The following is a 25381-nucleotide window of genomic DNA, read 5'->3' as shown; positions in this document are numbered from 1 at the left end:
GCCAGTTCTCACCGCGTCGAGCTGAGTCAGATCACGATCGACCATCCCCTGGGTCTCTGCTGCCGATCAAGAACGAGGGCCATCTGGGCTCAGGCGTACGGAGGGTGAGAGCCGGAGTGTGCCGATGGCCGCGCCTGCCGCGAGCCGCCGTCCGTCGATCCGGCCACCGTCCGTCACTCCGGCCACGATGGGTCGGTGGCGCTCAGCGCGGATGCACCCAGCCCGGTGTCCAGGTTCCGGCGGCGTCGTGGCCGGCCGCTGTGGCGGCGAGGTGGGTGCGGAGGGCGGCCAGCGCGGGGTGGGGGTTGTCGCGGTGCCACAGAAGCGAGTGCGGGTAGACGGGTGTCGGTTCGGTGACCGGGATGCGGCGCAGGCCGTGGCCGGCGGGCCAGACGAGGCGGGTGTACTCGCCCATGAAGGTGGCCAGGGGCGGAGTGTCGGCGATGGTGTCGAGGAGCGCGTCGGAACCGAAGTTGGGGCCGGTCGCCTCGATGGTGAGACCGTACTCGGCGACGAGGTCGTCGTAGTAGGCGGCCCACTCGGTTCCGGGGACGATGCCGGGCATCCAGATCCGGTGGCCGGCGAGCCGAGCCAGGGGCACCGACCTGGCGGACGCCAGCGCGTGGGCGGGGCCGGTGAGGAGCTGGAGCGGCTCGTCGAGCACCCGGACGGACTCGATGTCCTCGGGCAGGGGCCGACCGGGCGCGGCGACGGCGCGGAAGGACGCGTCGATCTCACCGGACCGGATGGCGGCGATGGCCGTCTCGATGTCGAACAGCCACACCACGTCGAGCTCGGTCTCGGGATGCGCGCGGTGGAAGCCGCGCATCAGGCCGGATGCCGCGCCGCGCGAGTTGATCACGTCGACGCGCAGTGGACGGCGGCCGGGGCGCACGGACGCGACCGCGCGTTCGGCGACGCGCAGCAGGTCCCGGGCGTGGGGCAGGAACGCCTGCCCGTCGATGGTGAGCTCGGCACCGCGCGGCGTACGGGTGAACAGCCGCACGCCGAGGTTGCGCTCCAGCGCGGCGATGCGCTTGGAGACAGCCTGCTGGGTGACCGCCAGCTCGGCGGCGGCCTCCTGGAACTGCCCCGCGTCGGCGGCGACGACGAAGGTCCGGACGGAGTCAAGGTCCATGTCGACACCCTACGATCACAACCATTGGTTGTGGCCAGGGGCCCTGTGGTTGGTTTGATCCCCGGGCATGGTGCTCGCTTTGATGCCTCCGATCGCGGATCGGTTGTGCGGGTGAGTGGCAAGGGGCATCGGCATGAGGAGCAGGCCAGCAGCGCCGTGAACCGCCTCAGGTCCGTCATGATCAGTACCGGCCGCGTGCGGCGGAACTCCCCCGCCGATGTCCGCGCAGATGTCCCAGCCGGAGACTTGTGCATCCGGAAGGGAGCCCAGAGCGGTGGCCGGGGCTGTTGCGAGGGGGCGAGGACCGTACGATGCCGTGCGTGATCGCACGTTTCTCGGCCCCGCACGTGGTTGTGGTCGGCGGGTGCACTGTTCAAAGGCAAGGACGGCAGCAGTGAGTGTTCCAGTGACTCCGCCTCGGCCGTTGGATGTCATCTCGTTCTTTCCCGAGCTGGCTGATCACGCAAGGACAGCGATCCGGTTGCACCCGGATCCCGCCGGCCCGGACCCGTACCAGAGCTCCGTGGGTGGGCCGCTGGCGTGGCCGGCAGACGAGGCGTGGCCGACCTGTCCCGGCGGTCAGCACCTCAAGCTTCGCCGGCCGCACCGTCCCGACAACGTCCGCGGTAAACGGTCAGCGACGACGTTCGCCGGCCTCGGAGAGATCACCTGGGACGAAATCCCGGCTGATATGGCCTGGCCCATGCTTCCGGTCATGCAGGTGTACGCACGGGACGTGCCTTGGTACGACGGCTTCCCGCAGGATACGGACGTCCTGCAGATCCTGTGGTGTCCGTTCCAGCACCGCTACGAAGATGCGGCAGTGCCTTACAACGGCATCGCCGGCCCGTTCGTGCACGTCCGCTACCGCCACAGCCGTGACCTCTCCGGCAGCTTCGCGACGTCACCCGAACCCGTCGCCGTTGGCGGAGCCTGGCTATCTGCCGACACCGTGTCTGATTCGGCCGGAGCCGGTCACCGAGTATCCGCACCCTGGTGCGCTGGGCGAGGAGTTCGAGGCCCGGGTCGACGAGTGGGAGATGGCCACCTTCACCACGGACGACCCAGAAGACCACGAGCCCAGATACCGCTGGGAGCTGTCAACCGCACCGGGCTGGAAGCTCGGCGGGCACGAACCCTGGAACTACCAGGGCTATTTCGGGCCGGTGCGGTGCCACACATGCGGCAACAAGATGCGATTCGTCGCCGCGATGGCCAGCGTCGAATGGGACGGCGGCACGGCGAGTTGGGCCCCGGCCGAATTCCTCGATGGTCCTGTGAACAGCCGCCTTCGTCGTCAGTCCCCCACAGATGTGCGGCTCGGCCGGCATGAGACCATGCGCATCTTCACCTGCCCGGTGTCGTCAGTGCATCCGGTCATCAGCGACCTGATATAGCGGGCCCGAGTGTTTAGGCAGCCTTGGGGTTGCGGCCTGGCGGCTGGTGACCGACCGGCGAGGCAGTGGTGAGGGGACGTGCACCTGAGGCTGCGCTCGTCGTACTCGGCCGTCTGTGGTTCGTAGGCCGGCGCCGCCGTGGGAGACCGGTGCGACGCGGTGCGTGCGAGGTTCGGCTGCCGTGGCGGGTACTCGCCTGAATATGGGCCTTTGGGGCAAGCGGGACGACATGGTGGTGCACGAGCGAGAGCCGTTCAATGCCGAGCCACTTCGAGGGGCGCTGGCTGGGCGGCAGGAGACGCCGGTCGACACCTTCTACAGCCGCAACCACGGCCCGATCCCCGCAATCGACCCGGCGGCATGGCGGCTGCGGGTGGGCGGCCTGGTCGCACGGGTGCTGGAACTGTCCCTGAAGGACCTGCGGGCACGGTTTGACCAGGTGGAGGTCGTGGCCACGCTGCAGTGCGCCGGAAACCGGCGAGCCGGCCTGGCCGCGGTGCGGGACATCCCCGGCGAGGACCCGTGGGGGCCCGGCGCCACGTCCACCGCCCGCTGGAGCGGGGTGCGGCTGGCCGACGTACTGGCCGCAGCGGGCCTGCGGGCGCAGGCCACGCACATCGCCTTCGCCGCCCCGGACGTCTCGCACCTGGCCGACCCACCCCAGCCCTACGGTGGCTCCATCCCGACCACCAAGGCCCAGGGTCCGGAAGTACTGCTGGCCTGGGCCATGAACGGCCGGCCGCTACCTCCCGTCCACGGCGGCCCGCTGCGTGCGGTGGTGCCAGGCTGGATCGGCGCCCGCAGCGTCAAATGGCTCACCAGCGTCACCGCTCAGACCCAGCCGTCCGACAACTACTTCCAGGCCACCGCCTACCGCATCCTGCCCGCCGAGGCCGACCCCGACCACGCCGGACCCGGCGACGGCATCTCCCTCGGCCCCATCGCGTTGAACTGCGACATCCTGAGCCCCGACGACGGCGCGCATCTCTCGCCCGGACCGGCCGAGATCACCGGCTACGCCCTGGCCGGCGACGATCGCTCCGTCGCCCGCGTCGACGTCTCCCTCGACGAAGGACTCAGCTGGCGCCAGGCCGAGCTGGACCGGCCGGACAGCCCCTGGACCTGGCAGCTCTGGCACATCACCCTTGACCTGCCCGTCGGTGAGACACAGGTGATCGCACGGGCATGGGACTGCACTGGCGCGGTCATGCCCGAGTCCCCGGCCCATCTGTGGAACCCCAAGGGCTACGCCAACAACTCCTGGGCCCGCGCCCGCGTCACCTGCCGCTGAGCAGCCCCCACGCGAACACGACGATAGTTGACCGTTCGGCTATTATCGAAGGATGCCGCGACCAGCCAATCCGCTCGTCCGTGAACGCCTCCTCACTGCGGGGCTCGAGCTCATGCGCACGAACGGTTTCAACGGGTGCGGCATCAAAGAGATCACCGACAGTGCCGGTGTGCCCAAGGGGTCGTTCTACAGCTACTTCGCCAGCAAGGAAGACTTCGCGGTCGCTGTGCTCGAACACTACTGGGCATCCATCGACCGGGACTTCGGCTTCAATCTGCGAGACGCATCCCGGCCGCCCGTCGAACGCGTCACCGCCTTCTTCCTGGCCATGACGGACCACAACGCGCGACGCAACTTCGCGCTGGGGTGCCTCGTCGGCAACATGTCTCTCGAGCTGGCCGACCACAGCGCAGAGGTCAGAGAGAAGCTGGACCACATCATGGACCGGTGGACCGGCTTGATCGCCGCGTGCCTCCGAGAGGCCCAGGCGAGCGGCGACGTCCCCGGTGACGCGTCACCGGAGGAACTCGCGTTCGTGATCGTCGAGGCGTGGGAGGGGGCTGTCATGCAAGGACGCATCAGGCAGCGACGCGATTCGTACGAGAGGTTCGCAACTGTGGCCCTGCCGCGCCTCCTTGGAACATCGACTGCCTCGGTGAAGTAACAGACGACTGTCGCTCCGGCCGAGGAGGCGGTACTCTGATCCCCATAAAAAGACGACCGGTCACTTATTATCGTCGTCAGCCACCCCCCTCGTAAGGAGCCATCCCACTCATGTCCGACAGCAGCATTTACGCCGAACCCACCAGCCCCGCACTCCCCGGAAGTGGGTTCACACTCGACCCCGCACGTGCGGCACTGGTCATCACCGACCCGCAGATCGACTTCCTGAGCCCGAAGGGCGCTACCTGGTCCGTCTTCGGAGACAGCATCACCGAGAACGGCACCGTCGGCCACATCGGCCGGCTTCTCGCCTCCGCGAAGGAGGCGGGCATCACGGTTGCCGTGTCACCGCACTACTTCTACCCCACCGACCAGCAGTGGAAGTTCGGCGACCCGATAGAGCAGTTCATGCACAGCGTCGGCATGTTCAGCCGCACCGGTCCGCTCACCCTCGACGGCTTCACCGATTCCGGCGCCGACTTCCTGCCGGAGTACAAGGAGTACATCCTCGACGGGGAGACCGTCATCGCCTCCCCGCACAAGATCGTGGGGCCGGAGTCGAATGACCTCGTCCTCCAACTGCGCAAGCGCGGCGTCTCGCAGGTGATCCTTGCCGGTATGGCGGCCAACCTGTGCACCGAAGGGCACCTCCGGGAGCTGGTCGAGCAGGGATTCGAGGTCGTCGTCGTCCGTGACGCCACCGCCGGGCCCCGGCTGCCCGAAGGTGACGGATATCTGGCCGCCCTCATCAACTTCCGTTTCCTGGCCAGCGCCGTGTGGTCGACCGAGCAGACCGTCGGTCAACTTCGTTCGGCCTGACGGCGAGCAACCCCCGGAAGGCAGGACGCGTGACATGAACGGAGGCGAAGTCACCGAACGATCGTGGAGCCCCTCCCCCGGGAGCGACCCGGACCGCACAGGCCGGGATCGGCGGCTCTGCTACCGCCGCTGCACCATCTGAGACGACCGAGTATTTGCTCGAAGGATCCGCGGCTCGTGGTGGACGACAAGGAGGAGGGGCGTGTCCATTTCTCCGTGGCGGAGTTGGAGGGCGGCACGCTGGTCGGCACCGCGGCGCTGTGGGGCATCGACAACCACAACCGGTCCGCGCACATCGGGCTGGGGCTGCTGCCGTCCTCCCGCAGCAAGGGTTACGGCACCGACGTGGCCGCGGTGCTGTGCCACTACGGTTTCGTCGTGCGTGGCCTGCAGCGGCTGCAGATCGAGGCACTGTCGGACAACACCGCGATGCTACGCTCCGCCGAGCGCAACGGCTTCGTCCGCGAGGGCGTGCTGCGCTCCTCGGCCTGGGTGATGGGTGAGTTCCTGGACGAGGTGCTGATCGGGCTTCTCGTCCAGGACTGGAAGCCGGAGCCGAAGGGCCAGACTGCCGCCCGGCGGTCAAGGGCGGGTCGTGGAGCCGACGCGTACGGCCGAGGGCCAGGACGGCGACGCTGTGAGGAAAGGGCCAACGCCTTCCTTGCGTCCCTCCTGACGGGTGAGCGGCCACGGCAACCTGATGGCTCGCGTCCAGCAGCCGCCGCCCCGGTCCCGTGCAGGGCGCGACGTTGCTCATGAACATCGAACACCGCCAAGTCGGCATGCTGCGCAAAGCCCCGACATGCGCTGTCAAAACCGGGACGACGAGGCCGGGATGTCGCAGCACGGGCTGCAGCGCACGCACAACGCGACGTGGCGGACGGTGCGCCGGTCGCTGGATGCCCCGCCCCGTTCCGCCCCACCGGTGGACCCCTGCTGGCACGCCGGCGGCCGGTGTGCGAAGCTGCCGGTCGCAACGGAGGGGTGTGGGGCGGGTGCGTACGGCGGACGGGCGACGGCGGCACGGCACGATCGGGGCCGCGCAGGCCGCGTTGACCGTACTGGTCGTGGGCGGAACCGCCTTAGGAGCACTGCTGCTGCACCCCGGCACGGGTCTGTTCGTCAAGGGCCGCGGGCCGCTCGGCGGCAACCCCGTCCTCGTGCTCGGCATCGCCCTGCTGTCGCTCCTCGGCGGCATCGCACTGCGCGGGAAGCACCTGGAGCAGGTCAGCGCCTGCCAGAAACTCAACCCGGTGGAAGAGCGGTTGATGGAGGGCGTGGGCCGCGTCCTCCTGGCCGCACCGCTGGTCCTCCCGCTGCTCATCCTGGTCCTGCACCAGTTCGGTTCGTCCGGCGGCAGCCATGGGGACGGCCACGGGCCCGTCCGGCTTCCCCCCGCGCGGCAGGACCCGGCGCGCACCCCGCCACCCACACTGCCTGCCGAACACAGTGACCACAGCATGCACTTCGGGCTGACGCGCATCCTGTTCGGTCTCGGCATCGCCCTGCTCGCCGTGGCCCTCGCGCTCGCCGGGGTGTACCTGTGGCGGTATCTGACCCGGCCAATGGCTGCCGAGGTCCCGGCGACGTACGCGACGCTCGACGACGAGCAGGAACGTCTGGCCCAGGCCGTGGACTCCGGGCGCCGCGCCCTGCTGGACGGAACCGACACCCGCGCAGCCGTCATCGCCTGCTATGCCGCCATGGAGGAGTCGCTCGCCGACTCCGGCGTGGCCCGGCGTGCCTCGGACAGCCCGCAGGACCTACTGGAACGGGCCGTCGCCGGCGGCCTGCCCGCGAGGGCGGCCGCCGGCGAGCTCACCACCCTGTTCCGCGAGGCCCGTTACTCCACGCACCCGATGGACGGCGGCCACCGCGACCGGGCCGCGGCCGCGCTCGCCGAGATCGCTCACGGCCTGCGCTCGCGGGCGCGTGGGCCCGAAGCGGCGGCGGGTGCCACGTGAAGGCGCTCACACGGATCCGGACCTTCGTCAACTCCGTGCTGGGAGCGCCCGGTTCGATTCGGAACTCGCTGGCCGTACTCGTCACCCTCGCCGTCGCGGCCGAAGTGCTGCTCGCCTTGGCCGACGGTGCCGCCGCGGCCGCCACCGGCCTCGCCCTCATCACCGCTGTTGCGCTGGCCCTGGGGCGCTATGCCGCGGGCGGTGCCGCCCAGGACAGCGGACACCGCAAGCCGGTGCGCCTGCTGGGCAGGCGGGCCCCGGCGCTCGGCGGGTGGCGGCGCATCGTGGCCAACACCCTCGGGGACGACAGCGAAGTGCACCTCCGTACCGTCATGCGGCCGCAGTTGCAGCGGCTGTTCGCCGCCCGGCTGGCCCAACGGCACGGCGTGGAGATGCACCGGGACCCGCAGCGGGCCCGGGCCCTGGTCGGCGCCGAGCTGTGGCCGTGGATCGATCCCGAGGCGACCGCTCCGCAGCCCACTCTCCCCGAGCCCGTCCTGCGCTCCCTGCTCGACCGCCTGGAAGCCCTGTGACCGGTGGCGCTGCGGCCGACCCCGCAGCCCCGCACATCCCGACCCCGCCCCGTGAGGATCCGATCGTGACCAGCCCGCACACCCCGACCCCGCCACGTGAGGATCCGACCGTGACCCGCCCGCAGCCCACCCCGGACCAAGACATCCTGACCCCTCGGCAGGCGGGCGAACGGGCCGCGGCCGTGCTCGACGAGATCCGCACGGCCGTGGTCGGCAAGGCGGAACCGCTGGCGCTGGTGATGCTCGGCATCCTCGCCGGCGGCCACGTCCTCATCGAGGACCTGCCGGGACTCGGGAAGACGCTGCTGGCCCGCTCCTTCGCCACCACCCTCGGCCTGGACTTCTGCCGCATCCAGTTCACCCCCGACCTGCTGCCCTCCGACGTCACCGGCGCTCCGTTCTACGACCAGCGGAACGCCGACATGGTCTTCCGTCCCGGACCGGTCTTCACCCACCTGCTGCTCGCCGACGAGATCAACCGCACCCCGCCCAAGACCCAGGCCGCGCTGCTGGAGGCGATGGCCGAGTCCCAGGTTTCCATCGACGGAAGCACCCGGCCGCTGCCGGAGCCCTTCGTGGTCGTCGCCACCGCCAATCCCATCGAGTACGAGGGCACGTACACCCTGCCCGAGGCTCAGCTCGACCGGTTCCTGCTGCGGGTGCGGATGGGCTATCTGACGGCGTCCCAGGAGGCCGGCATGCTGCGCGCGCGTGTCGATCGGGCGGTGCGCGAGGCTGTGCTGCGCACGCTCAGCGGACCGGGCGAGGTGCTGGCCATGCGGGCCGCCGTCGAACGCGTCGAGGTGGACGACGATCTGCTGGATTACGTCGTCGCGCTGGTCGGCGCCACCCGGGCCCACCCGCACATCCAGGTCGGTGCCTCTCCGCGCGGTGGCCTGGCCCTGGTCCAGCTCGCCCGAGCCCGTGCCGTCCTGGACCTGCGGGACTACGTGACCCCGGAGGACGTCAAGTCCGTGGCGGTGCCGGCCCTCGCGCACCGCGTCACCCTCAAGCCGGAGCTGTGGGTCCGGCAGATCGACGGCGACGACGTGATCCGCGAGATCATGCAGTCCGTACCGGCCCCGCAGACCCTGCCCCGCGCGCCGGTCGTGTCATGACGGAGCCGATGCCGGCCCGCAGAGCGTCCGCCGCCGCCCAACGGGCCCTGAACGGCCGCCAGGACGTGACCGCCGAACCCCCGCCACCACCCCCGCCCGGCTGGCGCACCGGTGAACGCGCGCTGCGGCTGGGCACGTTGGCCGTTGTCGCGCTGACCGCCGCGCTGATCACCGGGCGGCCCTGGGTACTTGCTCTCGCCGCCGCGCCCCTGGTGCTGCTCGCCCTCACCCTGCCGAGCGGGCCGCGCCCGGACGCGGTGACGATCGAGGTCGAGGTGGAGCCGCGGCGGTGCTTCGAGGGCGAGCAGGTGTCGGTGCGGATCACGGTGGCCTACGACGGTGAGACCGGCCGCCTGGACCCCGGCGTCACCCTCGGTCACGGGGTCCGGCTCGACCACCTCGCGGTCGGCCCGCACCGCGTCGAGCTCGTCCTGACCGCGCAGCGCTGGGGCCGCTGGACGCTCGGCACAGTCGACGTCGACGTCTACGACCACGGCGGGCTGGCCCGCCGCACCGTGCGGGCCGAACTCGGCGAGATCGCCGTCTTCCCAGTGCCCGAACACGCCGGCCTCACGCCCATCCCGGTCCGGCTGCCGCAACGGCTCGGAGAGCACACCGCCGTGCAGCGCGGCGAGGGCGTCGAGGTCACCGGCGTGCACCCGTATGTACGCGGCGAACGGCAGCGCCGGATCCACTGGCCGGCCACCACCCGCCGTGGCACCCTGCAGGTCCACCAGTTCGCCGCGGAGCGCACCGCCGACACCGTGGTACTGCTGGACGTGCTCAGCGACGTGGTCGACCCGGTCACCGGCGCGTCCTCTCTCGACGAGACCTTCCGGGCCGCTGCCGGGCTGGTCCGCGCCTACCTGCGCACCCACGACCGGGTCGGCGTCGTGTCGGTCGGTGGCGTGACTCGCTGGCTGCAACCGGGCAGCGGCCATGGGTACTTCTACCGCATCGTCGAGGGCGTGCTGGAGGTCCGCAAGGACCTCGCGTTCCGCACGGAGGGCCTCAGTCTGCTCCCACCGCCCGCATTGCCCGAAGGAGCGCTGGTGTACGTCATCACGCCGCTGACCGACCAGCGGATTTTCGACGTCCTGCAGCAGGTGCGCGGGCGGGCCAACCCGATGGTCGTGGTCGAGATCCCCACCGGCGACCCGGTCGTGGAACCCGGCGACTCCGAGGGCGAACTCGCGCTGCGGCTGTGGCGGGCCGACCGCGACGCCATGCGCTTCGCCCTCGTGGAACGCGGCATCGCGGTCGTCGCCCACCGGCCCGGCGAGACCCTCGACCTCGCCCTTGCGCCGCTGCTGCGCACCCGCATCCACGGAGGGACCCGATGACCCCCGCCTCCGTCCGGTTCGCCCGGCCAGGCCCGCGCCCCGCCGGCAGCCGAGCCGCCCAGGTCATCGAACGGCTCACCTCCCGTATCTCCGACCGACTGCTCGGAACGGCCCTCGCCGTCGCCGCCTGCGACCCGCCGGCAGCCCTGCACGCACCGCTGCTGGTCAGGCTGCTGGTGCTCGGGGCGGCGGCGGCCGCGTGGTGGGCCGCGCCGATGGTCGACGCGCGCCCCGTCCTGACCTCCATGCGCTGGCGGACCGTCGCGGCCCGTCGCAGGACGACCCTGCTTCCGGCCGCGGCGATCGCTGTCGCGGCGGCCACCGACCCGGCGGTGTGGCTGGTCGTCTGCATCGCCGCCCTGCTACTCGCCTACCTGCTCGTCACCGACGCATGGACAGCCGGTGTCACCGCCCCGCCCGGCCAGCCGCAGGCGACACCCGCGCTGGCGGCCGCCGCCGCGACCGCGGTGGTCCTGCTCGCCGCCCAGGCGCCGGTCGCGGGCACCTCATGGGCACGGGTGCCCGCCGCACTCGCCATCGCCGCGACCACGGTTTGCCTGGTACTGGCGCTGCGCACCCGTCGCCGCCCGGCCGGCTGACCGCCGCACCGGGCCGGCCTGGATCGGTTCAGCGCCTCCGGCGATCCCACCTCAAGATCACGCATCCCACCCGCGCTTGCCGTGCATTGCCGACAGCACGGGCGCCCGCGCCGTCCGTACGGTCTTCGCCTGCGACTGCCTCGCCGGTGCCGGCCTGTGCCGGGAAATCCACGGCGGGCTCCAGGCCGTGGAGAACTGGAACAGCGCCAACACCGTGCTCCATTACGGCAAGGACCGCGCCGCTGACCGGCCCGGGCAGGGAGCACACCGAGATCTCGATGCTCGTCCTGCATCTGCTCCAGTCCGCGCTCGTGCACGTCAACACTCTGCTGCTTCGGCAAGTTGCACGGGTGGGCGGTGCGAGCCTCCGGGTCCCGGTCCGCCTCCCTGGATGATGCGGAGTTCGACAAGGTCGCCGACGGCCTGCCGCAGTTACTTGATCACATCCGTCGTTGCGGAGTCAGTTTCATGGAAGTGGGTGCGATCGGAGACCTGTAGTGATCGGCGGCGGACTGGGCCATGCTCTCGCGCTTGGCGGTCAGGAAGGCTGGACCTCGTCGAAGAGGGCGAGGGCTTCGGACGGGTCCGGGCTCACGAGGCGTTCCAGACCAGCCATCGTGATGTTCGCCCACCTGCCGGCCCGTGCCCACATCTGTTCCTCGAAGGCGCGGACGGCCTCGTCCAGATCTCCAGGGCCGGGGGCGGCGGCGACGGACTCGGCGAGTTCGGCGCCTTCCAGCATCGCGAGGTTCGCGCCCACCCCCAACGGGGGCATCAGGTGGGCGGCGTCGCCCAGTAGCGTCACTCCGGTGACGTGGGCCCAGGTGTGGGACACGGGAAGGGCGTAGAGGGGGCGGTGGACGAAAGCTGTGCCGTGGCGGAGGAGGTCGAGGACGGGAGCGGCCCAGCCGTCGAACAGAGCCAGCAGGCTTGATCGCACGGCCTCGACGTCGTCCGGGCCCAGGCCCGCGCGCTCGTTCAGGCCCCTATGCCGGTCCGGGTTCGTGTGCCAGTCCAGCGGCACGCGGAACTGGGCGTATACCTTGACGTGGCCGCCGCTGTTGCGCTGGGCGACGAGCGCGCGGTTCACGCCGTACACAGCCACGGAACCCTCGCCGACCAGCCGGGCGAGGTCGGGGTGGCGGGTGTCGACGTCGTCCAGGGAGGTCTCGACCAAGGTGACGCCGGTGTACTGCGGCGTCGCGGACGAGACCGCCGGGCGGACCCGGGACCAGGCACCGTCCGCGCCGATCACGAGGTCGAACGTCTCCTGTCGCCCGTCCGCGAAATGGACCAGCACGCCATTCCGGCTCTCCGGCACTACCTCCGTCACGCCCCGCCCCCACTGAACGTCCAGAGGCCCGAGTAACAGGTCACGAAGTTGCCCGCGGTCGATCTCGGGATTGGCCCGGTCACCCGGACGAGGTTGCCAGTCGCGGAGGACGGTCCCGTCCGAGTCCAGGATGCGCATGGCCTGCCCCTCGGGACGGGACAGCGCCTGGAACTCCGCCAGCACCCCCGCCTTCTCCAGTGCCAGCTGGCCCAGCCCCTCGTGCAGGTCCAGCGTGCCGCCCGCGGGACGGGCGTCGCGGGCGGGATCGCGTTCGAGGACGGTGACAGGGTGACCATGACGGTGCAGGACGCGGGCGAAGGTAAGGCCGGCAGGGCCGCTGCCGATCACGGCGATACGGGGTCTCATGTCGATACAACGTACGGCCCCTCACCAAGCCAGTCCCGCCCTGTCACCGAACCGAAACGACGGCGTGAGCCGGCGGATGGGCGCTCACCGAGCTGGGTGCCTGGCCGCCTTCGCCGGTGGGTCAGGGCGGGAGTGCGCGCTCGGCCGCCCCGGCGGGTGCCAGGGCACAAACGGCCGGGCACAACTCCACAGTGAAGGAGCGGATGAGGCTCATTACCCCTGAGTCCCACCCTCCCGAACGTCACCGCAACCACTCAGCCGTGCCGGGTTCCCTCCCGGCATGCGATGTGCGCCGGTATGGGGGTGCCGGTAGGCAGTGCTGGATCGGGGACGGGCTCGCCCCATACGGAAGTCAGAGGTAGGACCCCGGCCCACAGCCCGAGTCCCGCGTCGGGCCCGTCACCGTCCTCCGGTGCGCCGGTACGGATCTTGACTGAGGCTTCCTCCAGGGAGAGGGCGAGCAGGGTGGTGGCGGCGAGTTCTTTGCGGTTCGGGCGGCGGGCGTAAGACCACTGGCCAGGAGCCGAGTGCTCGGTGAGCCGGCGAAGTCCCGCCAGTTTTTCCTCGGGGTCGGTAACCCTGCGGGCGTCGCCGTGGATCACGGCGCTGCGGTAGTTCACACCATGCTCGAAGACGGACCGAGCGAGCACCAGCCCGTCGACGTGTGTGACGGTGACGCAGACGGGGAGATCACCGGTCAGACTGCGACTGGCTACGGACCCGTGCAGATACAGCCACTGCTCGTCCCGCCCGTACACCGTGGGCAGGACAAGTGGCCGCCCTTCGATCACCACTCCCAGGTGACAGACGAACCCGGCGTCGAGAACCGCCTCCAGATCGGTCCGCTCCAGGCTGGCCTGTTCGCGTAGGCGCCTGTGCCGGGTGCGGTCGGTAACGGGGAGTCTGGGCGGGAAGGGTTTCGAGGCCATACCGCCGAAGGTAGCGATATCGCACATAGCCGTCTAGATGTCTTCTGATCTCATCGAAGAGTCGGCCACTGAACAACGAAATCCGCAGAAACACCCCCTCGCAGACCCATTCCCCTCCGTGACCGCTGCTCGGAACAGCCGGCTTGGAATCCGGTGTGCCGAGCACGATGGCACTGAGCACCACCTCAAGCATCAGGCAGTCGTAGCCGTCGTCCGTGCCACGATGGCGCTCGGGATCACGTTCCACCACGGCACGCGCGATCCGCCATCCACCGTCGGCAACCGGCGCGATGGCAGCCGCGAAGACTCCGCTGTGCCGGCAGCGATCATCTTTGTCGCCAGGGCTTACGGCTGGAAGTACTCCGACATCGGGCGGCTGACCCACGCCGGCTGCTTGATGTTCACCGGGCGGAACTCCTCGTCGATGGTGATCGTGCTGCGGACGGCACCCCAGTTGTCCGTGTGCTGGACGTCCGTCCGGTTGTTCCGGAACGTACCTATCGGTGTGATCTCGAAGCTCGCCATCGCCAGAGGCTATCCCCGCCGCATCCATGCCGGCATCGAGGCGATCGGCACCGGCGTCCAAGGACCAGCACCACACTTCACCGGACCCGCTTGGCGGTCATCTCGGTTGTTGAGTCGACCGCCGCAGATGAGGGTGCGGGCGGTGGCGGCGAAGGCGAGGAGTGGTCGGTCGTGTCGCATGGTCAGATATCGTGCGCGGCCATGGGTGAACTGATAGTGATCAGGCATGGCCAGACCGAATGGAGCCTGTCGGGCCAACACGCCGGCCGTACCGACATTCCGCTGACAGACGCGGGTGAGGCCGCGGCCAAGGCGCTCGCTCCGCGGCTGGCCCGACGCCATCCGGTGGCGGTGTTCAGCAGCCCGCTGAGCCGCGCCATGCGGACGGCCGAACTGGCGGGCCTGGCCGGCGTCCGGCCCGATCCCGACCTGATGGAGTGGGACTACGGCGGCTACGAGGGCCTGACCGCGGCGCAGATCCAGGAGATGAGGCCGGGTTGGGATCTGTGGCGGGACGGCGTCATTCCCGGCGGCGACGACCATCCCGGCGAGCAGCTCCAGCAGGTGGCCGCGCGCACGGACGCGGTGCTGGACCGGATGCGGCCGCTGCTGGACGAGGGCGATGTCGCCGTCGTCGCGCATGGTCATCTGGCGCGCGTGCTCACGGTGCGCTGGCTCGGCCTCGACGCCTCCGCCGGCCGGCTGCTCGGCCATCCGCATCCAGGCACTCTCAGCTTCCTGGCCACCGAGGACGGGCAGCCGTTCATTGCCGCCTGGAACGTCCCGTAGCGGCAGAGCCGCTGCCTCATGCCTACCGCGAGAGGCGCCGGAAGCACATGAGCGCCGCGGCGATCCCAGCGAAGGCCGGGAAGTGTTCCGCTTTGCGTTCATAGCGGCGGTGCAGGCGGTGTCCGCCCAGGCGGCCGGAGTTCTGTCGCCGGCGCAGCCAGCTGCGCGGCTTGCGCGAGGTTCAGTCGGCCGCGCCGCAGACGCGCAGTCCCACGGGTGTTCCGCAGGGGAGATGGCCGTGGGTGGCGACCACGCCCTTGCCGGTTCCGTTGTCGACGGCGTACGCGAGGAAGCTGGAGGCCAGCGAATCGGCGGGGGGACGACCGTAGGTGTAGGCGTACTCGATTTCGCGGTAGGGGTAGCCGCTCGACTCGAGGCGGTCCAGGTCGGGGGCGTGCCCGTCCAGATTGAGGCGGTGCAGCCCCTTCGGCCGCTCCGGAGTGGAGGCGGCGCGCAGTTCGCTGTAGCCGATCGCACCCGGGGTGCGGGCCACGGTGTCGAGGACCTGCTCCGTCGAGTCGAGCTCGCAGCGCAGCACCGGCGTGCTGCGGACCGTGCGGTTGACGCAGTCGTCCGACGACGCGGGCGGTTCGTCCGCGCCGCCGAGGACGCGGCTGATCAGGGCGGAGCGGGTGCCGGAGCCAGAGGTACGGCTGACCAGGACGACGGGCAGGTCGGGGCCGTCGAGCTGCGACCAATTGCGGATATCGCCCCGGTACACGCGGCGCACGTCGGCCACGGACAGGTTCGTCAGGCGCACGTCGTCGTGCACGACCAGCGTGAACAGGGAAACCGCGACGCGGCTCTCGCTGAGCTGGGTGTAGCTCGCCGGGCGCGGGCCGTCCGAGAAGGCGATCACCGGCGCGCCCTGCCGGTGCCGGCCCCCGGACAGGGCGAGTTCGCGCACACCGGTGCGGCTGCCGTGGGTGGAGACCGTGATGTCCGGCTTTCCGCCGCAGTGGTCCCGGTACTTCTGTGCCAGCTCGTTCATCACCGGCGCGAACGCCGTCGAGCCGGTCAGCCTGAGGCTGCCCGTCTCGCAGTCGTCGGGCAATGGGCCCGGCACAACGAGCGGCAGGGTGGCCGCCGCGATCAGCGCGAGGCCGAGGACGACGGTGGTCCAGCGGGCCTGCTTGCTGAACACCGGTGGCTTCTCATCGGGCGTCAGACTGTGGTTCTCGTGGAGCGTGCCGTCCTTGATGTCGCCGGTGACGACGACCGGAGCGCCCTCCTGGCCCCCCGTCAGGAGCACCAGGATCTTGTAGTAGGCACCTGGCTTGAGAGGGAGGCGCGGGATGCGCAGGGTGCTCGGGCCCACGACGAACAGGCCGGGCTGGTTCTCGAAGTAGCCCATCAGATTGGCGTGTTCATCGGGCAGCGTGACGTCCTGCGCCTGGATGCGCCGCCCCGGGAACTCGGCACTGAGCCCGTACTGCGCCGACGGGTCGATGTAGTCGGATTCTTCGACGTGCCGCGATCCATCGTTCTCGATGCGCAGCAGGACGAGGGTGGCGTCGCGCATCGTGGGCAGGTCGTTGAAGAGGCCGAGGCGCGGGTCCACCCCGCCGGCTTGACCGTTGTGACCTATCGCGATGTCCATCTGCTTGCGGAAGCCGATGCGTCTACTGCGCCGGGCCCGCCGGTCGGCGATGAACGGCGTGACGATGGAGACGACGCCCAGCACCAGGCCGGCGGCCGTGAAGGTGATTTCGAGCCATCCCACGAGCCGACTGTACGGACCCGCCGGGCGATTCGGCGGGGGTGGAGGCGATCGTCTCCGACTGTTCGTCAGGTGTTCAAGTCCGACGTGCGGGTGGCACGGGTTCGCGGTGAGCCCGGCCGCTGACCTGGCGTGGTATCAGGAGACTGCCCTAACGATCGGACCGGACGTGCGTGCGTGTGTGCGCGTACGTGGGTGCATGCGTGCGTGCGGCAAGTCACCGCCCTCGTAGGCCTGTTGTGGGTGGGTGTTCCGGGGGAGCAACTCGAGGCGCACGTCCACGACAAGGTGGGCCACTGGCTGAACTGGGCGCACCGGCACGACGGATGGTGAAAGCGGCTCTCTCCGGCCCGGTCAGCCGTACATCGCCACACGGTAGAGAGCCGCAAGCGCGTCGTCGATGGGATGGGGCTGTGGCTTGCCCGAGGAGTCGAGCCTGTTCCACCTCTGGAGGTTCACCGCGACGGCCATCTGTCGCTTGCCGTCGGCACGGGTCATGGCCAGTGCTCCAGCACCCCAGACCGTGCCGCCGTGGCCCCAGAAGGTGCCCTGCCCTGGAGTCTCCGTCGGGTGCAGGCCGAGGCCGTAGTCGATCGTCTTTCCTTCTTGGGAGACGACCGGGACGGTGCGTTGCATCTGCGCGAGCGACGACGGGCTGACGATCTCGCCGGCCAGCAGCATGTGGAAGAAGCGGTTGAGGTCCGCGACGGTCGATATCAGTGCGGCCGCCGGCCCCACCCATGACATGTCGTAGACGCTGTAGTCACGCGGGGGGTCGATCATGCCGAACCATGCCTCGTAGATCTGCGAGTGCGGCCCGTCGACGTACGGTCCGGTGGGGAGTTCGGTGTCCTGGAGCCCGGCACGTTCGATGACGTTCCGGGTGATGTACCGCTCGGCCGTTGTGCCGGTTACCTGTTCCAGGAGTTCGCCGAGGAGCAGGTAGTTGGTGTTGGAGTACACCCCCGGAGTGCCGCCCGGGGCGCCGACGGCAGGTGCGGTGACCCCCATCTCGATCAGTTCGGTGGGGTGAAACCGCGTGAGCCGGTTGTCGTCCAGGCTCTGGGGTCCGGTGTCCGCGAGGGCGGGAAACGCATTGAGGGAGGCGTAGGCGTGGGGGAGGTACTCGGCGAGGCCGCTGGTGTGGTTGATCAGCATCCGGACCGTGATCGCGTCGCCGCGTTCCCCTGGAAGCAGCCTCGGAAGGTACCGGCCGATCGGCGTGTCGAGGCCGATCCGACCGCTCTCGACCTGTTGCAGAACCGCGGCGGCGGTGAAGGTCTTGGTGATGCTGCCGACTCGGTGCCGCATGTCGGCGGTGACGGGGCGACCGGTGGCGACATCGGCGACCCCGGCGGCGCCGCGCCAGACCTGTTCGCCGTCACGCACCTCGGCGAACAGGCCCGGTATCCCGGCGCGGTGGACGTTCTCCATGGCGGCGTTCAGCTTCGCGGGATCCAGTGGGTTCCTCACAGCATGCGTCCCTTCGTATTGCCCAGAGTGGGCTTCACGTCAGTCGCCTGACCCGGGTAACCGGGCACGAGTGGCAGCCGACCAGCTCGCTTCCGGGCCCCTCGGCACGCCCATGTCCTCATTATGCACGCACTGCGTGCAACGCCAAGTGCATAAGGTAGGCTGACAACTGACGAGAGGAGTGGGATGGCGGGCCGAAGGCGCTGGTCGACGGAGGAGATCCTGGATGCGGCGGCGAAGCTGCTGCGCACAAGCAGCGCCGAGTCGTTCAGCGTCCGCAAACTTGCCGCGGTCCTCGGGACCGATTCCTCCAGCCTCTACCGGCATTTCCGCAGCAAGACGGAACTACTGCGGGCGGTCGCCGACCGGATCCTCCTGGCCGCCATGGACGACTACCGCCCCGAGGGCGACTGGAAGCAGCGCATCACCGCCCTGGCCCTGCGCGTGAGAGAGGCCTTCGGTCGGCAGCCCCAACTCGCCGCGGTCTGGGGACGCTACGCATCGGGCGGCACCGGTTCCCGACTGGTCATGGAAGAGGTACTGCAGGCCCTGCGGGCGTCGGGACTGCCCGACGAGGAGATCCCGGCGCGCTACCACCGAATCGCGGTCCTCCTCGCCGCGCTGATCGCCTCCGAGGCCGGGGTCAGCACCATCACCGCCGAGGAGCACGAACAGGGCATGGAGCTGTTCCGCGTTGCGGTACTGGGCGCCGACCCCGAACGCTTCCCCGCGCTGGCTCACTTCGCCCGCGACGTCCGCCCCCTCGGGACAGACCGCCGGGCCGCGTTCGACGAGATTCTCGCCGCCCAACTCGCCCACATCGACGCCGCAGTCCGGCCGAGCCAGACGGCCGGCTCGGAAGTGCCGCCACACGACGTCACCCTCAAGTGATCAATGCACCATGCACAGTTGATCAAGTGGTCGTGCGCGAGACTACGGGTCTTCGCCACCTCAGCAGGATGAGATCCGGAGACGCCGGCACGAGGTGCAGTCCTTCAGCTCGTCGGGGCCGGCGTTGGGGCGCCCATGCACGACGTCCGCCGGTTTCTGTGCGCCACCGGGCCTTGCCACTCCGCGCTCCGGGCACACCGCCACCGAATCACCCGAATCACGCGAATCGTCAATCGGGAGACGCCAGCTCATGAATACGCCGCCATCGCCACTGTCGCCACCTGGAACGGAGCGGACTGACGGATCATCCGTCCGGATCGGCGCTCTGGTTCCGCTCACTCGGCCCGGCTGGGTCGAGGCAGGCCAACACTTGCTCGCTGGACTTGAGTTGGCCGTAAGCGACGTCAATGACGCCGAGGGGATCGCCGGAAGACCAGTTGAGTTGGTGGTCCGGGACACCGCGGCCGATCCACAGAGGGCCGCGGCGGCCGTAGAGGAATTGGCTCGACTGGGTGTGGCTGCCTTGGCGGGGGAATATCACAGCGTCGTCGCTCGCGCCGCTGCCGCCAGGGCCGACGCCCTCGGCCTGCCGTTCCTCTGCTCGTCAGCGGTTCTCGACGCGCTCACCGAACAGCCGACGCAATGGGTCGCGCGCCTCGCCCCCGCGCAGTCCCATGGCTGGCGGGTCTACGCAGACTTCCTCCTCGGCATGGGCCACAGTCGAATCGCCGTAGCAGCCGAGTCGAGTGTCTACTGGGCATCCGGGACCCGCATTCTGCGGGACTGCCTCGCTCCACGCGGCGGCACCGTCATCGAACTCGACCTGCGCGCGCTCACCCCCACGGCCGTGTGCGACGAACTCGTCGACCATCGCGCGACAGCCCTCCTTCTGCTGGTCGGCCACCCGGAGCCGGCAGTGTCGATCGTCAAGTCCGTGCGCCGCGACCGGCGCCTCGCCGAGATCATGATCGGCGCTCCGGCCGGACAACCGGAGTTCACCGAATGGGCGACGCTGCTGGGCGATGACAGCGCCGCGATCCCGTTCTTGCGCTACCTGCCCGAGCGCCTCAGCCCACTCGGCGCACGAGTCGAGACGGCTCTCCGCGAGCGCCTGGCCGAAGCGCCCTCCTTCGTCGCCTTCGAGGGCTATGACACGGTCACCGTCCTCGCCGACGTGCTGCGTTCTCACGGCGCGGACCGGGCGCGCACTGCCGAATCCTGGCCGCGCGTGGCAGTCGAAGGCACCCGCGGTCGGATCCAGTTCTCCCGCACGCCAGGCATCAGCGTATGGCAGTGGGCTTGGCCGCCCATCCAAGTCGTCGATCGAGATCCGGTGCGACCCGATCACTTCCGGGTCCTCCACACCGGCTGAGAGAGCACGGAAGTGACTCAACATCAATCTCGGGGCCGACCACGGTCGCACTGATCCCCGACGCCGTGGAGTCCCGTGAGTTCAGGGGAGCTGAGGTTTTTCGACGGCGGCCCGCTCCAGCAGCGCCGGATGAATGTCCGCGCCCAAGGGATGCGGATCACAGTTGCCGGTACGAACCACTGCACCCGGGCCGCGGTGAGGCGCGTCCCCGGCCCGGGCGGCCTCCAGGGACACGGTCGCGGTCCGGACGCCCGCGTGAGGCCTTCCCGTTCGCCCCATAGACAGCGCTTTCCGTCCGCTGATAGGGCATGGCCTCGGGGCCGGAGTCACTGCCACGGACGGTGTGCCCGTCGAAACGATCGTCGACAACCGCAACCTCGGCGAGGGCGGCACCCGGGCCTTCACCGTCGACGACCGGCCGCGGCCCCGCTGGGCCCACCTCGAAGGGCACGGAGGCTGGGTCCTGCCGAGCGGCGCCGAACTGCGCACTCTGTGCGAGGACCGCACTGGCGCCTGGTCCGACATCAACACCACCAGCTCCACCGAGCGCCGCACCCGCCGCTGGCAGACCCTGTGGCTCGGCCATGGCACCGACCCGGTGGCGGGCTCGCACGCCTACGTCCTCATGCCGGGCGCCACCCGACGCGCCGTGACCGAGCGCGCGGCCGAGCGCGACTGGCTGCGGATCCTCGCGAACGACAGCACCTGCCAGGCCGTCAGCATCGACTGCCTCGGGCTGACCGCCGCCACCTTCTGGCAGGCCGGCACTGCGGGCCCGCTCACCGTCTCCGCCCCTGCCGCGGTCCTGTTGCGCCGTCGGGGTCGCAGCGCCACCCTGTGCGTCAGTGAGCCGCCCCGCTCCGGCGCCCCGGTGGAGATCGTCTGGAACCGGCCGGTGCGTCGCGTCGTCGAGAGCGACCCGTCCGTTCAGATCCTGGAAGCCGGCCGCAGGCTGCGGCTCAGGGGCACCCTGGGGACGGGATGCGTAAGCCATCGGTGCGAGCTGACTTTCAGCTGACGAACGGCAGGACGCGGTGCCGGCGAACGGCAGGAGCGCGGTCGTCACAGGTCGGCGGCGTGGCCCGGGGCCGGTGTGACGAGCGTCCGCTTCACCGCATGGCCCGAGCAGCCCCCGTTTCGCTGGGCTATCGGCACATCCGCCTTGGTGGCGGCCGGGGTGGAGGCGGAGCCGGTGGCCCCGTGCCGGAACGCCCATTCGGCGTATATTGAGAGGAAAGGCGGATGTATTGACATCAAAAGGTCGATCCCGCCTTTCATGACGCCTGACGAACCAACTCACCGGATCCGCCCCCCAGGAGGGGCTTGAGTCGTATCCGACCCGTCCGGAGGAGGACGCGATGAGGGACGTGGCGAGCAAACGGGACGTGGAGGAGCGCCCCGTGGTCACCGAGCGGGTCGTGACACTCACCGTGAACGGCCGGTCGTACACCCTGCGCCTGGACACCCGGGTCACTTTGCTGGACGCCCTGCGGGACCGGCTGGGCCTGGTGGGCACGAAGAAGGGCTGCGACCAGGGTGCCTGCGGCGCGTGCACGGTCCACCTGGACGGCAGGAGAGTGCTGTCCTGCCTGACCCTGGCGGCCCAGGCCGAGGACCGGGCGATCACCACCATCGAGGGCGTCTCCGGCGCCGACGGGCCGCATCCGGTGCAGCAGGCGTTCATGGACCACGACGGCTTCCAGTGCGGCTTCTGCACGCCGGGGCAGATCATGTCCGCGGTGGCGCTGATGGCCGAGGGCCGGACCGGCTCCGACGAGGAGATCCGGGAGTTCATGAGCGGAAACCTGTGCCGCTGCGGCGCCTATCCCAACATCGTGGCCGCGATACGCGAGGCGGCGTCCGGGGGAGGTCCCGATGCGCGGCTTTGACTACGTACGGGCCAACGACACCCGGGAGGCGGTACGGCTGCTGGCGGACGACCCGGCTGCGGCCTGCCTGGCGGGCGGCACGACGCAGCTCGACCTGATGAAGGACGGGGTCCTGGAGCCGCCGCGGTTGATCGACATCACCCGGCTCCCGCTGCACGGCATCGAGCGCCGCGGCGAGTCCCTCCACGTGGGGGCGCTCGCCACGATGGAGGAGCTGGCCGCCGACGCCACGGTGATCGAGCGGCTGCCCATGGTGCGGGAGTCCCTGCTGCTGGGCGCGTCGGTGCAGCTGCGGAACATGGCCACCATCGGGGGCAACCTGCTGCAGCGCACCCGCTGCCGCTACTTCCGCGACCCGACGGTCGTCGAGTGCAACAAGCGCACGCCGGGCTCCGGCTGTGCCGCGGTGGAGGGCGTGGCGCGTATGCACGCCGTACTCGGGGTGAGCGAGCGGTGCATCGCGCTGCACGCCTCCGACCTCGCCGTCGCCTTGGTGGCGCTCGACGCGGTCGTGCACATCCAGGGGGTGTCGGGGCGTCGGACGGTCCCGCTGACGGAGTTCTACCTGACGGCCGACGAGAGCCCCGAGCGCGAGAACGTCCTGGAGCACGCCGAGCTGATCACCGAGGTCGAGATCCCGCTGCCGCCGCCGGCCGCCCGGTCGGGCTACCTCAAGGTCCGCGACCGGATGTCGTACGAGTTCGCCCTCACCTCGGCCGCGGTGCTGCTCGTCGTGGACGACGGCACGATCCGCCGGGCCCGGGTCGGGCTGGGCGGGGTGGGGTCGAAGCCCTGGCGGGCCTACGAGGCCGAGCACGTGCTGACCGACGCGCCGGCCACCACGGCCACGTTCCAGGAGGCGGCCGAGGCCACGATGCGCGACGCCTGGACCGTCCCGGGTACGGCGTTCAAGGTGCCGCTCGCCCGGCGCACACTGGTGCGCCAGCTGGAGACAGTGTCAGGAGTGAGCGCATGAGCACCGTCGAGAGCAGGCCGCTGGTCGGCGCGGGCATCAACCGGGTCGACGGCCCGCGCAAGGTCACCGGCACCGCCCCGTACCCCATGGACTTCAGCGTCCCCGGCCAGGCCTACGGTGCCGTGGTGCAGAGCACCATCGCCGCGGGCCGGATCGTCCGCGTGCACACCGAGGCCGCCGAGAGCTCCCCGGGCGTGATCTCCGTACTCACCCACGAGAACGCCCCGGAGGTCGCGGCGGGACCGACGACGGTGCTCGGTGAGCCGACGCCCGCACCGCTGCGGAGCGACCGGATCATCCACCACGGACAGCACATCGCCTTCGTGGTGGCCGAGACCCCGGAGCAGGCCGCCGCCGCGGCGCGCCTGGTGCGGGCCGACTACGAGGCCTCGGAGCCGCTGCTGGACCTCCAGGACCCCCGGGCCGAGCAACTCGTCGACCCGTGGGGGATGGACCACGCGCGCGGCGACGCCGCCGCGGCGCTGGAGACCGCGGAGGTGACCCTCCGGGCCACGTACACCACGGCGGACAACACCCACAACCCGCTCGGGCTGTTCGCCACCCTCGCCGTGTGGGAGGGCGACACCCTCACCGTCCACGACACCAGCCAGTGGCCGTCGATGGTCCGCACCACCCTCGCCATGGTCTTCGGTATCCCCGAGAGCTCGGTACGGGTCCTGGTGCCCTATGTCGGCGGGGGCTTCGGCGCCGGACTGCGCGTATGGCCGCACGTGATCCTGACCGCCATGGCTGCCCGGGCGCTCAACCGCCCGGTCAAGCTGGTCCTGACGCGACCGCAGATGTTCACCTCGGTCGGGCACCGCCCCAGCGGTGTGCAGTGGCTCGGTGTCGGTGCCAAGCGCGACGGCGAACTGGTCGCCCTCGACCACCGCAGCCTCAGCTCCCTGAGCATGGAGGGCGACGACTTCGAGCCGTTCGCCTCGGCAACCGCCTTCGCCTACCGGTGCCCCAACGTGATCACGCGGGACCGGCAGGCGCGGATCAACGTCGCCGTGCCGACGTCCATGCGCGCCCCGGCCGAGGCGCAGGGAAACTTCGCGCTGGAGTCGGCGCTCGACGAACTGGCCTGTACCCTGCGCATGGACCCCCTGGAGTTGCGGCTGCGGAACCATACGGACGTCGATCCGCGCAACGGGCTGCCCTGGTCCGGCAAGGCGCTCCTGGAGTGCTACGAGGTGGGCGCCCGGCGCTTCGGCTGGTCCGACCGGAACCCCGAGCCGCGCTCCATGCGCGACGGGAACTGGCTCGTCGGTTACGGCATGGCGAGCGCGCTGTTCCCGTACTTCGCGCAGCCCTGCGCGGCGCAGGCCACCGTCAACAGCGACGGCAGCGCGCTGGTGCGCAGTGCGGCGACCGACATCGGCACCGGCACGTACACCGTGATGACCCAACTGGCCGCCGAGGAACTGGGCCTGCCCCTGGACCTGGTCCGCTTCGACCTGGGCGACTCGGACATGCCCAACTCGATGATGGCGGGCGGCTCCGGCCTGACCGGTGCGCTGGGCAACGCCGTGCACGACGCCTGCCGGCGGCTGGTGCGCTCCGTCGTGGAACTCGCGCGTGGCGACGCCGACTCGCCCCTGCTGGGCGCGTCCCCGGACGACGTGGAGTCCACCGGAGGGCGGGTCCACCTCGCGGGCCGCCCGGACCGCGGGGAGTCGTACGTCGACATCCTCGCCCGGCACGGGCTGTCCGAACTCACGGCGAACGGGACCAGCACTCCCCCGGTCGCCACCGAGCTGGGCATGTCCCTCGCCGGCGCGTACGGCGCGAAGTTCGTGGAGGTCCAGGTCGACGCGGACCTCGGCCTCATCCGGGTCGCGCGGGTGGTCTCCGCGATCGACGGCGGCCGCATCCTCAACGCGAAGACGGCCAGGAGCCAGATCATCGGCGGGACGGTCGGCGGCATCGGCATGGCCCTGTACGAGGACACCGTCACCGACCCGCGCACCGGGCGCGTCGCCAACGGTACGTTCGCCGACTACCTGGTCGCCGTGAACGCCGACGTACCCGAGCTCGACGTGGTCTTCGTCGGCGAGCCCGACCGCGGCACCGCGACCGGCACCAAGGGGGTGGGCGAGGTCGGCCTGGTCGGCATCGCGCCCGCGATCTCCAACGCCGTGTACCACGCCACCGGAAAACGCCTCCGCGAACTGCCGATCACCCTCGACGCCCTCCTCTGAGCCGGCGTCGCCGGCTGCCGGTACGTCGCGGCGCAGAGCCTGGAATGAC

22 protein-coding genes and 3 pseudogenes are annotated in these 25381 nt (G+C 70.4%); 18 read left to right on the top strand and 7 right to left on the bottom strand.

All coding sequences use genetic code 11. From position 1 onward, the window contains the following. Positions 1–202 precede the first annotated feature (202 nt). Positions 203–1138 carry a LysR family transcriptional regulator gene (locus TNCT6_RS33985; RefSeq protein WP_141365270.1) on the bottom strand — a complete coding sequence of 312 codons (936 nt, stop codon included), beginning with the start codon at positions 1136–1138 and terminating at the stop codon, positions 203–205. Between the two features lie 878 nt (positions 1139–2016). On the opposite strand from TNCT6_RS33985, the gene TNCT6_RS33980 reads away from it, so the two are divergent. From TNCT6_RS33980 to TNCT6_RS33935, 10 genes and pseudogenes are all read left to right on the top strand, one after another. After that, on the top strand, positions 2017–2535 hold the full coding sequence (locus TNCT6_RS33980; protein WP_141365269.1) for a hypothetical protein: 519 nt from the start codon (positions 2017–2019) through the stop codon (positions 2533–2535). 202 nt (positions 2536–2737) lie between these two features. Next, positions 2738–3826: a sulfite oxidase gene (locus TNCT6_RS33975; protein ID WP_141365267.1), complete on the top strand. Its 1089-nt coding sequence runs from the start codon at positions 2738–2740 to the stop codon at positions 3824–3826. 52 nt (positions 3827–3878) lie between these two features. After that, positions 3879–4490: a TetR/AcrR family transcriptional regulator gene (locus TNCT6_RS33970; RefSeq protein ID WP_141365265.1), complete on the top strand. Its 612-nt coding sequence runs from the start codon at positions 3879–3881 to the stop codon at positions 4488–4490. 110 nt (positions 4491–4600) lie between these two features. Further along, positions 4601–5308, top strand: a complete 708-nt coding sequence (locus tag TNCT6_RS33965; RefSeq protein ID WP_141365263.1) for a cysteine hydrolase family protein — start codon at positions 4601–4603, stop codon at positions 5306–5308. Positions 5309–5467: 159 nt separating this feature from the next. After that, a pseudogene (locus TNCT6_RS33960) lies at positions 5468–5872 on the top strand (GNAT family N-acetyltransferase); the annotation flags it as partial. Between the two features lie 431 nt (positions 5873–6303). Next, entirely contained in the window at positions 6304–7272 is a 969-nt protein-coding gene (locus TNCT6_RS33955) for a DUF4129 domain-containing protein (protein WP_253266322.1), read from the top strand. Further along, positions 7269–7805, top strand: a complete 537-nt coding sequence (locus TNCT6_RS33950) for a hypothetical protein (protein ID WP_141365259.1) — start codon at positions 7269–7271, stop codon at positions 7803–7805. Before TNCT6_RS33955 ends, TNCT6_RS33950 begins: the two co-directional genes overlap by 4 nt. Positions 7806–7915: 110 nt before the next feature. Continuing rightward, positions 7916–8923, top strand: a complete 1008-nt coding sequence (locus tag TNCT6_RS33945) for a MoxR family ATPase (RefSeq protein WP_172633260.1) — start codon at positions 7916–7918, stop codon at positions 8921–8923. Beyond that, positions 8920–10266, top strand: a complete 1347-nt coding sequence (locus TNCT6_RS33940; protein WP_141365257.1) for a DUF58 domain-containing protein — start codon at positions 8920–8922, stop codon at positions 10264–10266. Before TNCT6_RS33945 ends, TNCT6_RS33940 begins: the two co-directional genes overlap by 4 nt. Beyond that, positions 10263–10865: a hypothetical protein gene (locus TNCT6_RS33935; protein WP_141365255.1), complete on the top strand. Its 603-nt coding sequence runs from the start codon at positions 10263–10265 to the stop codon at positions 10863–10865. The genes TNCT6_RS33940 and TNCT6_RS33935 overlap by 4 nt, the downstream gene beginning before the upstream one ends. Before the next feature lie 538 nt (positions 10866–11403). Here TNCT6_RS33935 and TNCT6_RS33925 read toward each other — a convergent pair. The 3 genes from TNCT6_RS33925 to TNCT6_RS33915 all read right to left on the bottom strand — a co-directional run bounded on the left by TNCT6_RS33925 (position 11404) and on the right by TNCT6_RS33915 (position 14018). Beyond that, positions 11404–12564 (bottom strand): NAD(P)/FAD-dependent oxidoreductase, encoded by a 1161-nt coding sequence (locus tag TNCT6_RS33925; protein WP_141365253.1) that lies wholly within the window; start codon positions 12562–12564, stop codon positions 11404–11406. A gap of 254 nt (positions 12565–12818) precedes the next feature. Beyond that, complete coding sequence (locus tag TNCT6_RS33920) at positions 12819–13493, bottom strand: pyridoxamine 5'-phosphate oxidase family protein (RefSeq protein ID WP_141365251.1); 675 nt, start codon at positions 13491–13493, stop codon at positions 12819–12821. A gap of 345 nt (positions 13494–13838) precedes the next feature. After that, positions 13839–14018, bottom strand: a complete 180-nt coding sequence (locus TNCT6_RS33915; protein ID WP_141365249.1) for a hypothetical protein — start codon at positions 14016–14018, stop codon at positions 13839–13841. A 201-nt stretch (positions 14019–14219) separates the two neighbouring features. Between TNCT6_RS33915 and TNCT6_RS33910 the strand changes: the two genes are divergently transcribed. Next, entirely contained in the window at positions 14220–14807 is a 588-nt protein-coding gene (locus TNCT6_RS33910) for a histidine phosphatase family protein (protein WP_141367065.1), read from the top strand. Between the two features lie 22 nt (positions 14808–14829). Here TNCT6_RS33910 and TNCT6_RS33905 read toward each other — a convergent pair. Further along, a pseudogene (locus TNCT6_RS33905) lies at positions 14830–14934 on the bottom strand (IS5/IS1182 family transposase); the annotation flags it as partial. Positions 14935–14988: 54 nt separating this feature from the next. After that, a complete protein-coding gene (locus TNCT6_RS33900) occupies positions 14989–16530 on the bottom strand; it encodes a substrate-binding domain-containing protein (protein WP_253266321.1) in 1542 nt (513 codons plus the stop codon). A 204-nt stretch (positions 16531–16734) separates the two neighbouring features. Between TNCT6_RS33900 and TNCT6_RS41770 the strand changes: the two genes are divergently transcribed. Beyond that, complete coding sequence (locus TNCT6_RS41770; RefSeq protein WP_301184411.1) at positions 16735–16860, top strand: hypothetical protein; 126 nt, start codon at positions 16735–16737, stop codon at positions 16858–16860. 21 nt (positions 16861–16881) lie between these two features. Here TNCT6_RS41770 and TNCT6_RS33895 read toward each other — a convergent pair whose 3' ends face one another. Then, a complete protein-coding gene (locus TNCT6_RS33895) occupies positions 16882–18000 on the bottom strand; it encodes a serine hydrolase (RefSeq protein ID WP_172633139.1) in 1119 nt (372 codons plus the stop codon). A gap of 186 nt (positions 18001–18186) precedes the next feature. Between TNCT6_RS33895 and TNCT6_RS33890 the strand changes: the two genes are divergently transcribed. From TNCT6_RS33890 to TNCT6_RS33865, 6 genes and pseudogenes are all read left to right on the top strand, one after another. Continuing rightward, entirely contained in the window at positions 18187–18891 is a 705-nt protein-coding gene (locus TNCT6_RS33890) for a TetR/AcrR family transcriptional regulator (RefSeq protein WP_141365247.1), read from the top strand. Positions 18892–19141: 250 nt separating this feature from the next. Next, positions 19142–20263 carry an ABC transporter substrate-binding protein gene (locus TNCT6_RS33885; protein ID WP_141365245.1) on the top strand — a complete coding sequence of 374 codons (1122 nt, stop codon included), beginning with the start codon at positions 19142–19144 and terminating at the stop codon, positions 20261–20263. A 313-nt stretch (positions 20264–20576) separates the two neighbouring features. Further along, a pseudogene (locus tag TNCT6_RS33880) lies at positions 20577–21281 on the top strand (polysaccharide lyase family 8 super-sandwich domain-containing protein); the annotation flags it as partial. A 340-nt stretch (positions 21282–21621) separates the two neighbouring features. After that, positions 21622–22152 carry a (2Fe-2S)-binding protein gene (locus TNCT6_RS33875; RefSeq protein ID WP_141365242.1) on the top strand — a complete coding sequence of 177 codons (531 nt, stop codon included), beginning with the start codon at positions 21622–21624 and terminating at the stop codon, positions 22150–22152. Beyond that, positions 22139–23128, top strand: coding sequence for a xanthine dehydrogenase family protein subunit M (locus TNCT6_RS33870; RefSeq protein WP_141365240.1), 990 nt, complete (start codon positions 22139–22141; stop codon positions 23126–23128). Before TNCT6_RS33875 ends, TNCT6_RS33870 begins: the two co-directional genes overlap by 14 nt. Beyond that, the gene (locus TNCT6_RS33865) at positions 23125–25332 is read left to right on the top strand and encodes a xanthine dehydrogenase family protein molybdopterin-binding subunit (protein WP_141365238.1); all 2208 of its coding nucleotides are present in this window, start codon (positions 23125–23127) and stop codon (positions 25330–25332) included. Before TNCT6_RS33870 ends, TNCT6_RS33865 begins: the two co-directional genes overlap by 4 nt. The last annotated feature ends 49 nt before the right edge of the window (positions 25333–25381 follow it).

It is taken from the genome of Streptomyces sp. 6-11-2 (assembly GCF_006540305.1).
Classification (GTDB): Bacteria; Actinomycetota; Actinomycetes; order Streptomycetales; family Streptomycetaceae; genus Streptomyces.
The sequence above is the reverse complement of the archived record's forward strand: the minus strand, read 5'-3'. Positions and strand labels throughout refer to the sequence as shown.

Excerpts from the sequence above, each read along its gene's own strand:
- TNCT6_RS33985 (WP_141365270.1), bottom strand. The coding sequence starts at position 1,138 with ATGGACCTTGACTCCGTCCGGACCTTCGTCGTCGCCGCCGACGCGGGG.
- TNCT6_RS33975 (WP_141365267.1), top strand. The coding sequence starts at position 2,738 with ATGGGCCTTTGGGGCAAGCGGGACGACATGGTGGTGCACGAGCGAGAG.
- TNCT6_RS33970 (WP_141365265.1), top strand. The coding sequence starts at position 3,879 with ATGCCGCGACCAGCCAATCCGCTCGTCCGTGAACGCCTCCTCACTGCG.
- TNCT6_RS33965 (WP_141365263.1), top strand. The coding sequence starts at position 4,601 with ATGTCCGACAGCAGCATTTACGCCGAACCCACCAGCCCCGCACTCCCC.
- TNCT6_RS33940 (WP_141365257.1), top strand. The coding sequence starts at position 8,920 with ATGACGGAGCCGATGCCGGCCCGCAGAGCGTCCGCCGCCGCCCAACGG.
- TNCT6_RS33935 (WP_141365255.1), top strand. The coding sequence starts at position 10,263 with ATGACCCCCGCCTCCGTCCGGTTCGCCCGGCCAGGCCCGCGCCCCGCC.
- TNCT6_RS33925 (WP_141365253.1), bottom strand. The coding sequence starts at position 12,564 with ATGAGACCCCGTATCGCCGTGATCGGCAGCGGCCCTGCCGGCCTTACC.
- TNCT6_RS33920 (WP_141365251.1), bottom strand. The coding sequence starts at position 13,493 with ATGGCCTCGAAACCCTTCCCGCCCAGACTCCCCGTTACCGACCGCACC.
- TNCT6_RS33915 (WP_141365249.1), bottom strand. The coding sequence starts at position 14,018 with ATGGCGAGCTTCGAGATCACACCGATAGGTACGTTCCGGAACAACCGG.
- TNCT6_RS33910 (WP_141367065.1), top strand. The coding sequence starts at position 14,220 with ATGGGTGAACTGATAGTGATCAGGCATGGCCAGACCGAATGGAGCCTG.
- TNCT6_RS33890 (WP_141365247.1), top strand. The coding sequence starts at position 18,187 with ATGGCGGGCCGAAGGCGCTGGTCGACGGAGGAGATCCTGGATGCGGCG.
- TNCT6_RS33885 (WP_141365245.1), top strand. The coding sequence starts at position 19,142 with ATGAATACGCCGCCATCGCCACTGTCGCCACCTGGAACGGAGCGGACT.
- TNCT6_RS33875 (WP_141365242.1), top strand. The coding sequence starts at position 21,622 with ATGAGGGACGTGGCGAGCAAACGGGACGTGGAGGAGCGCCCCGTGGTC.
- TNCT6_RS33870 (WP_141365240.1), top strand. The coding sequence starts at position 22,139 with ATGCGCGGCTTTGACTACGTACGGGCCAACGACACCCGGGAGGCGGTA.
- TNCT6_RS33865 (WP_141365238.1), top strand. The coding sequence starts at position 23,125 with ATGAGCACCGTCGAGAGCAGGCCGCTGGTCGGCGCGGGCATCAACCGG.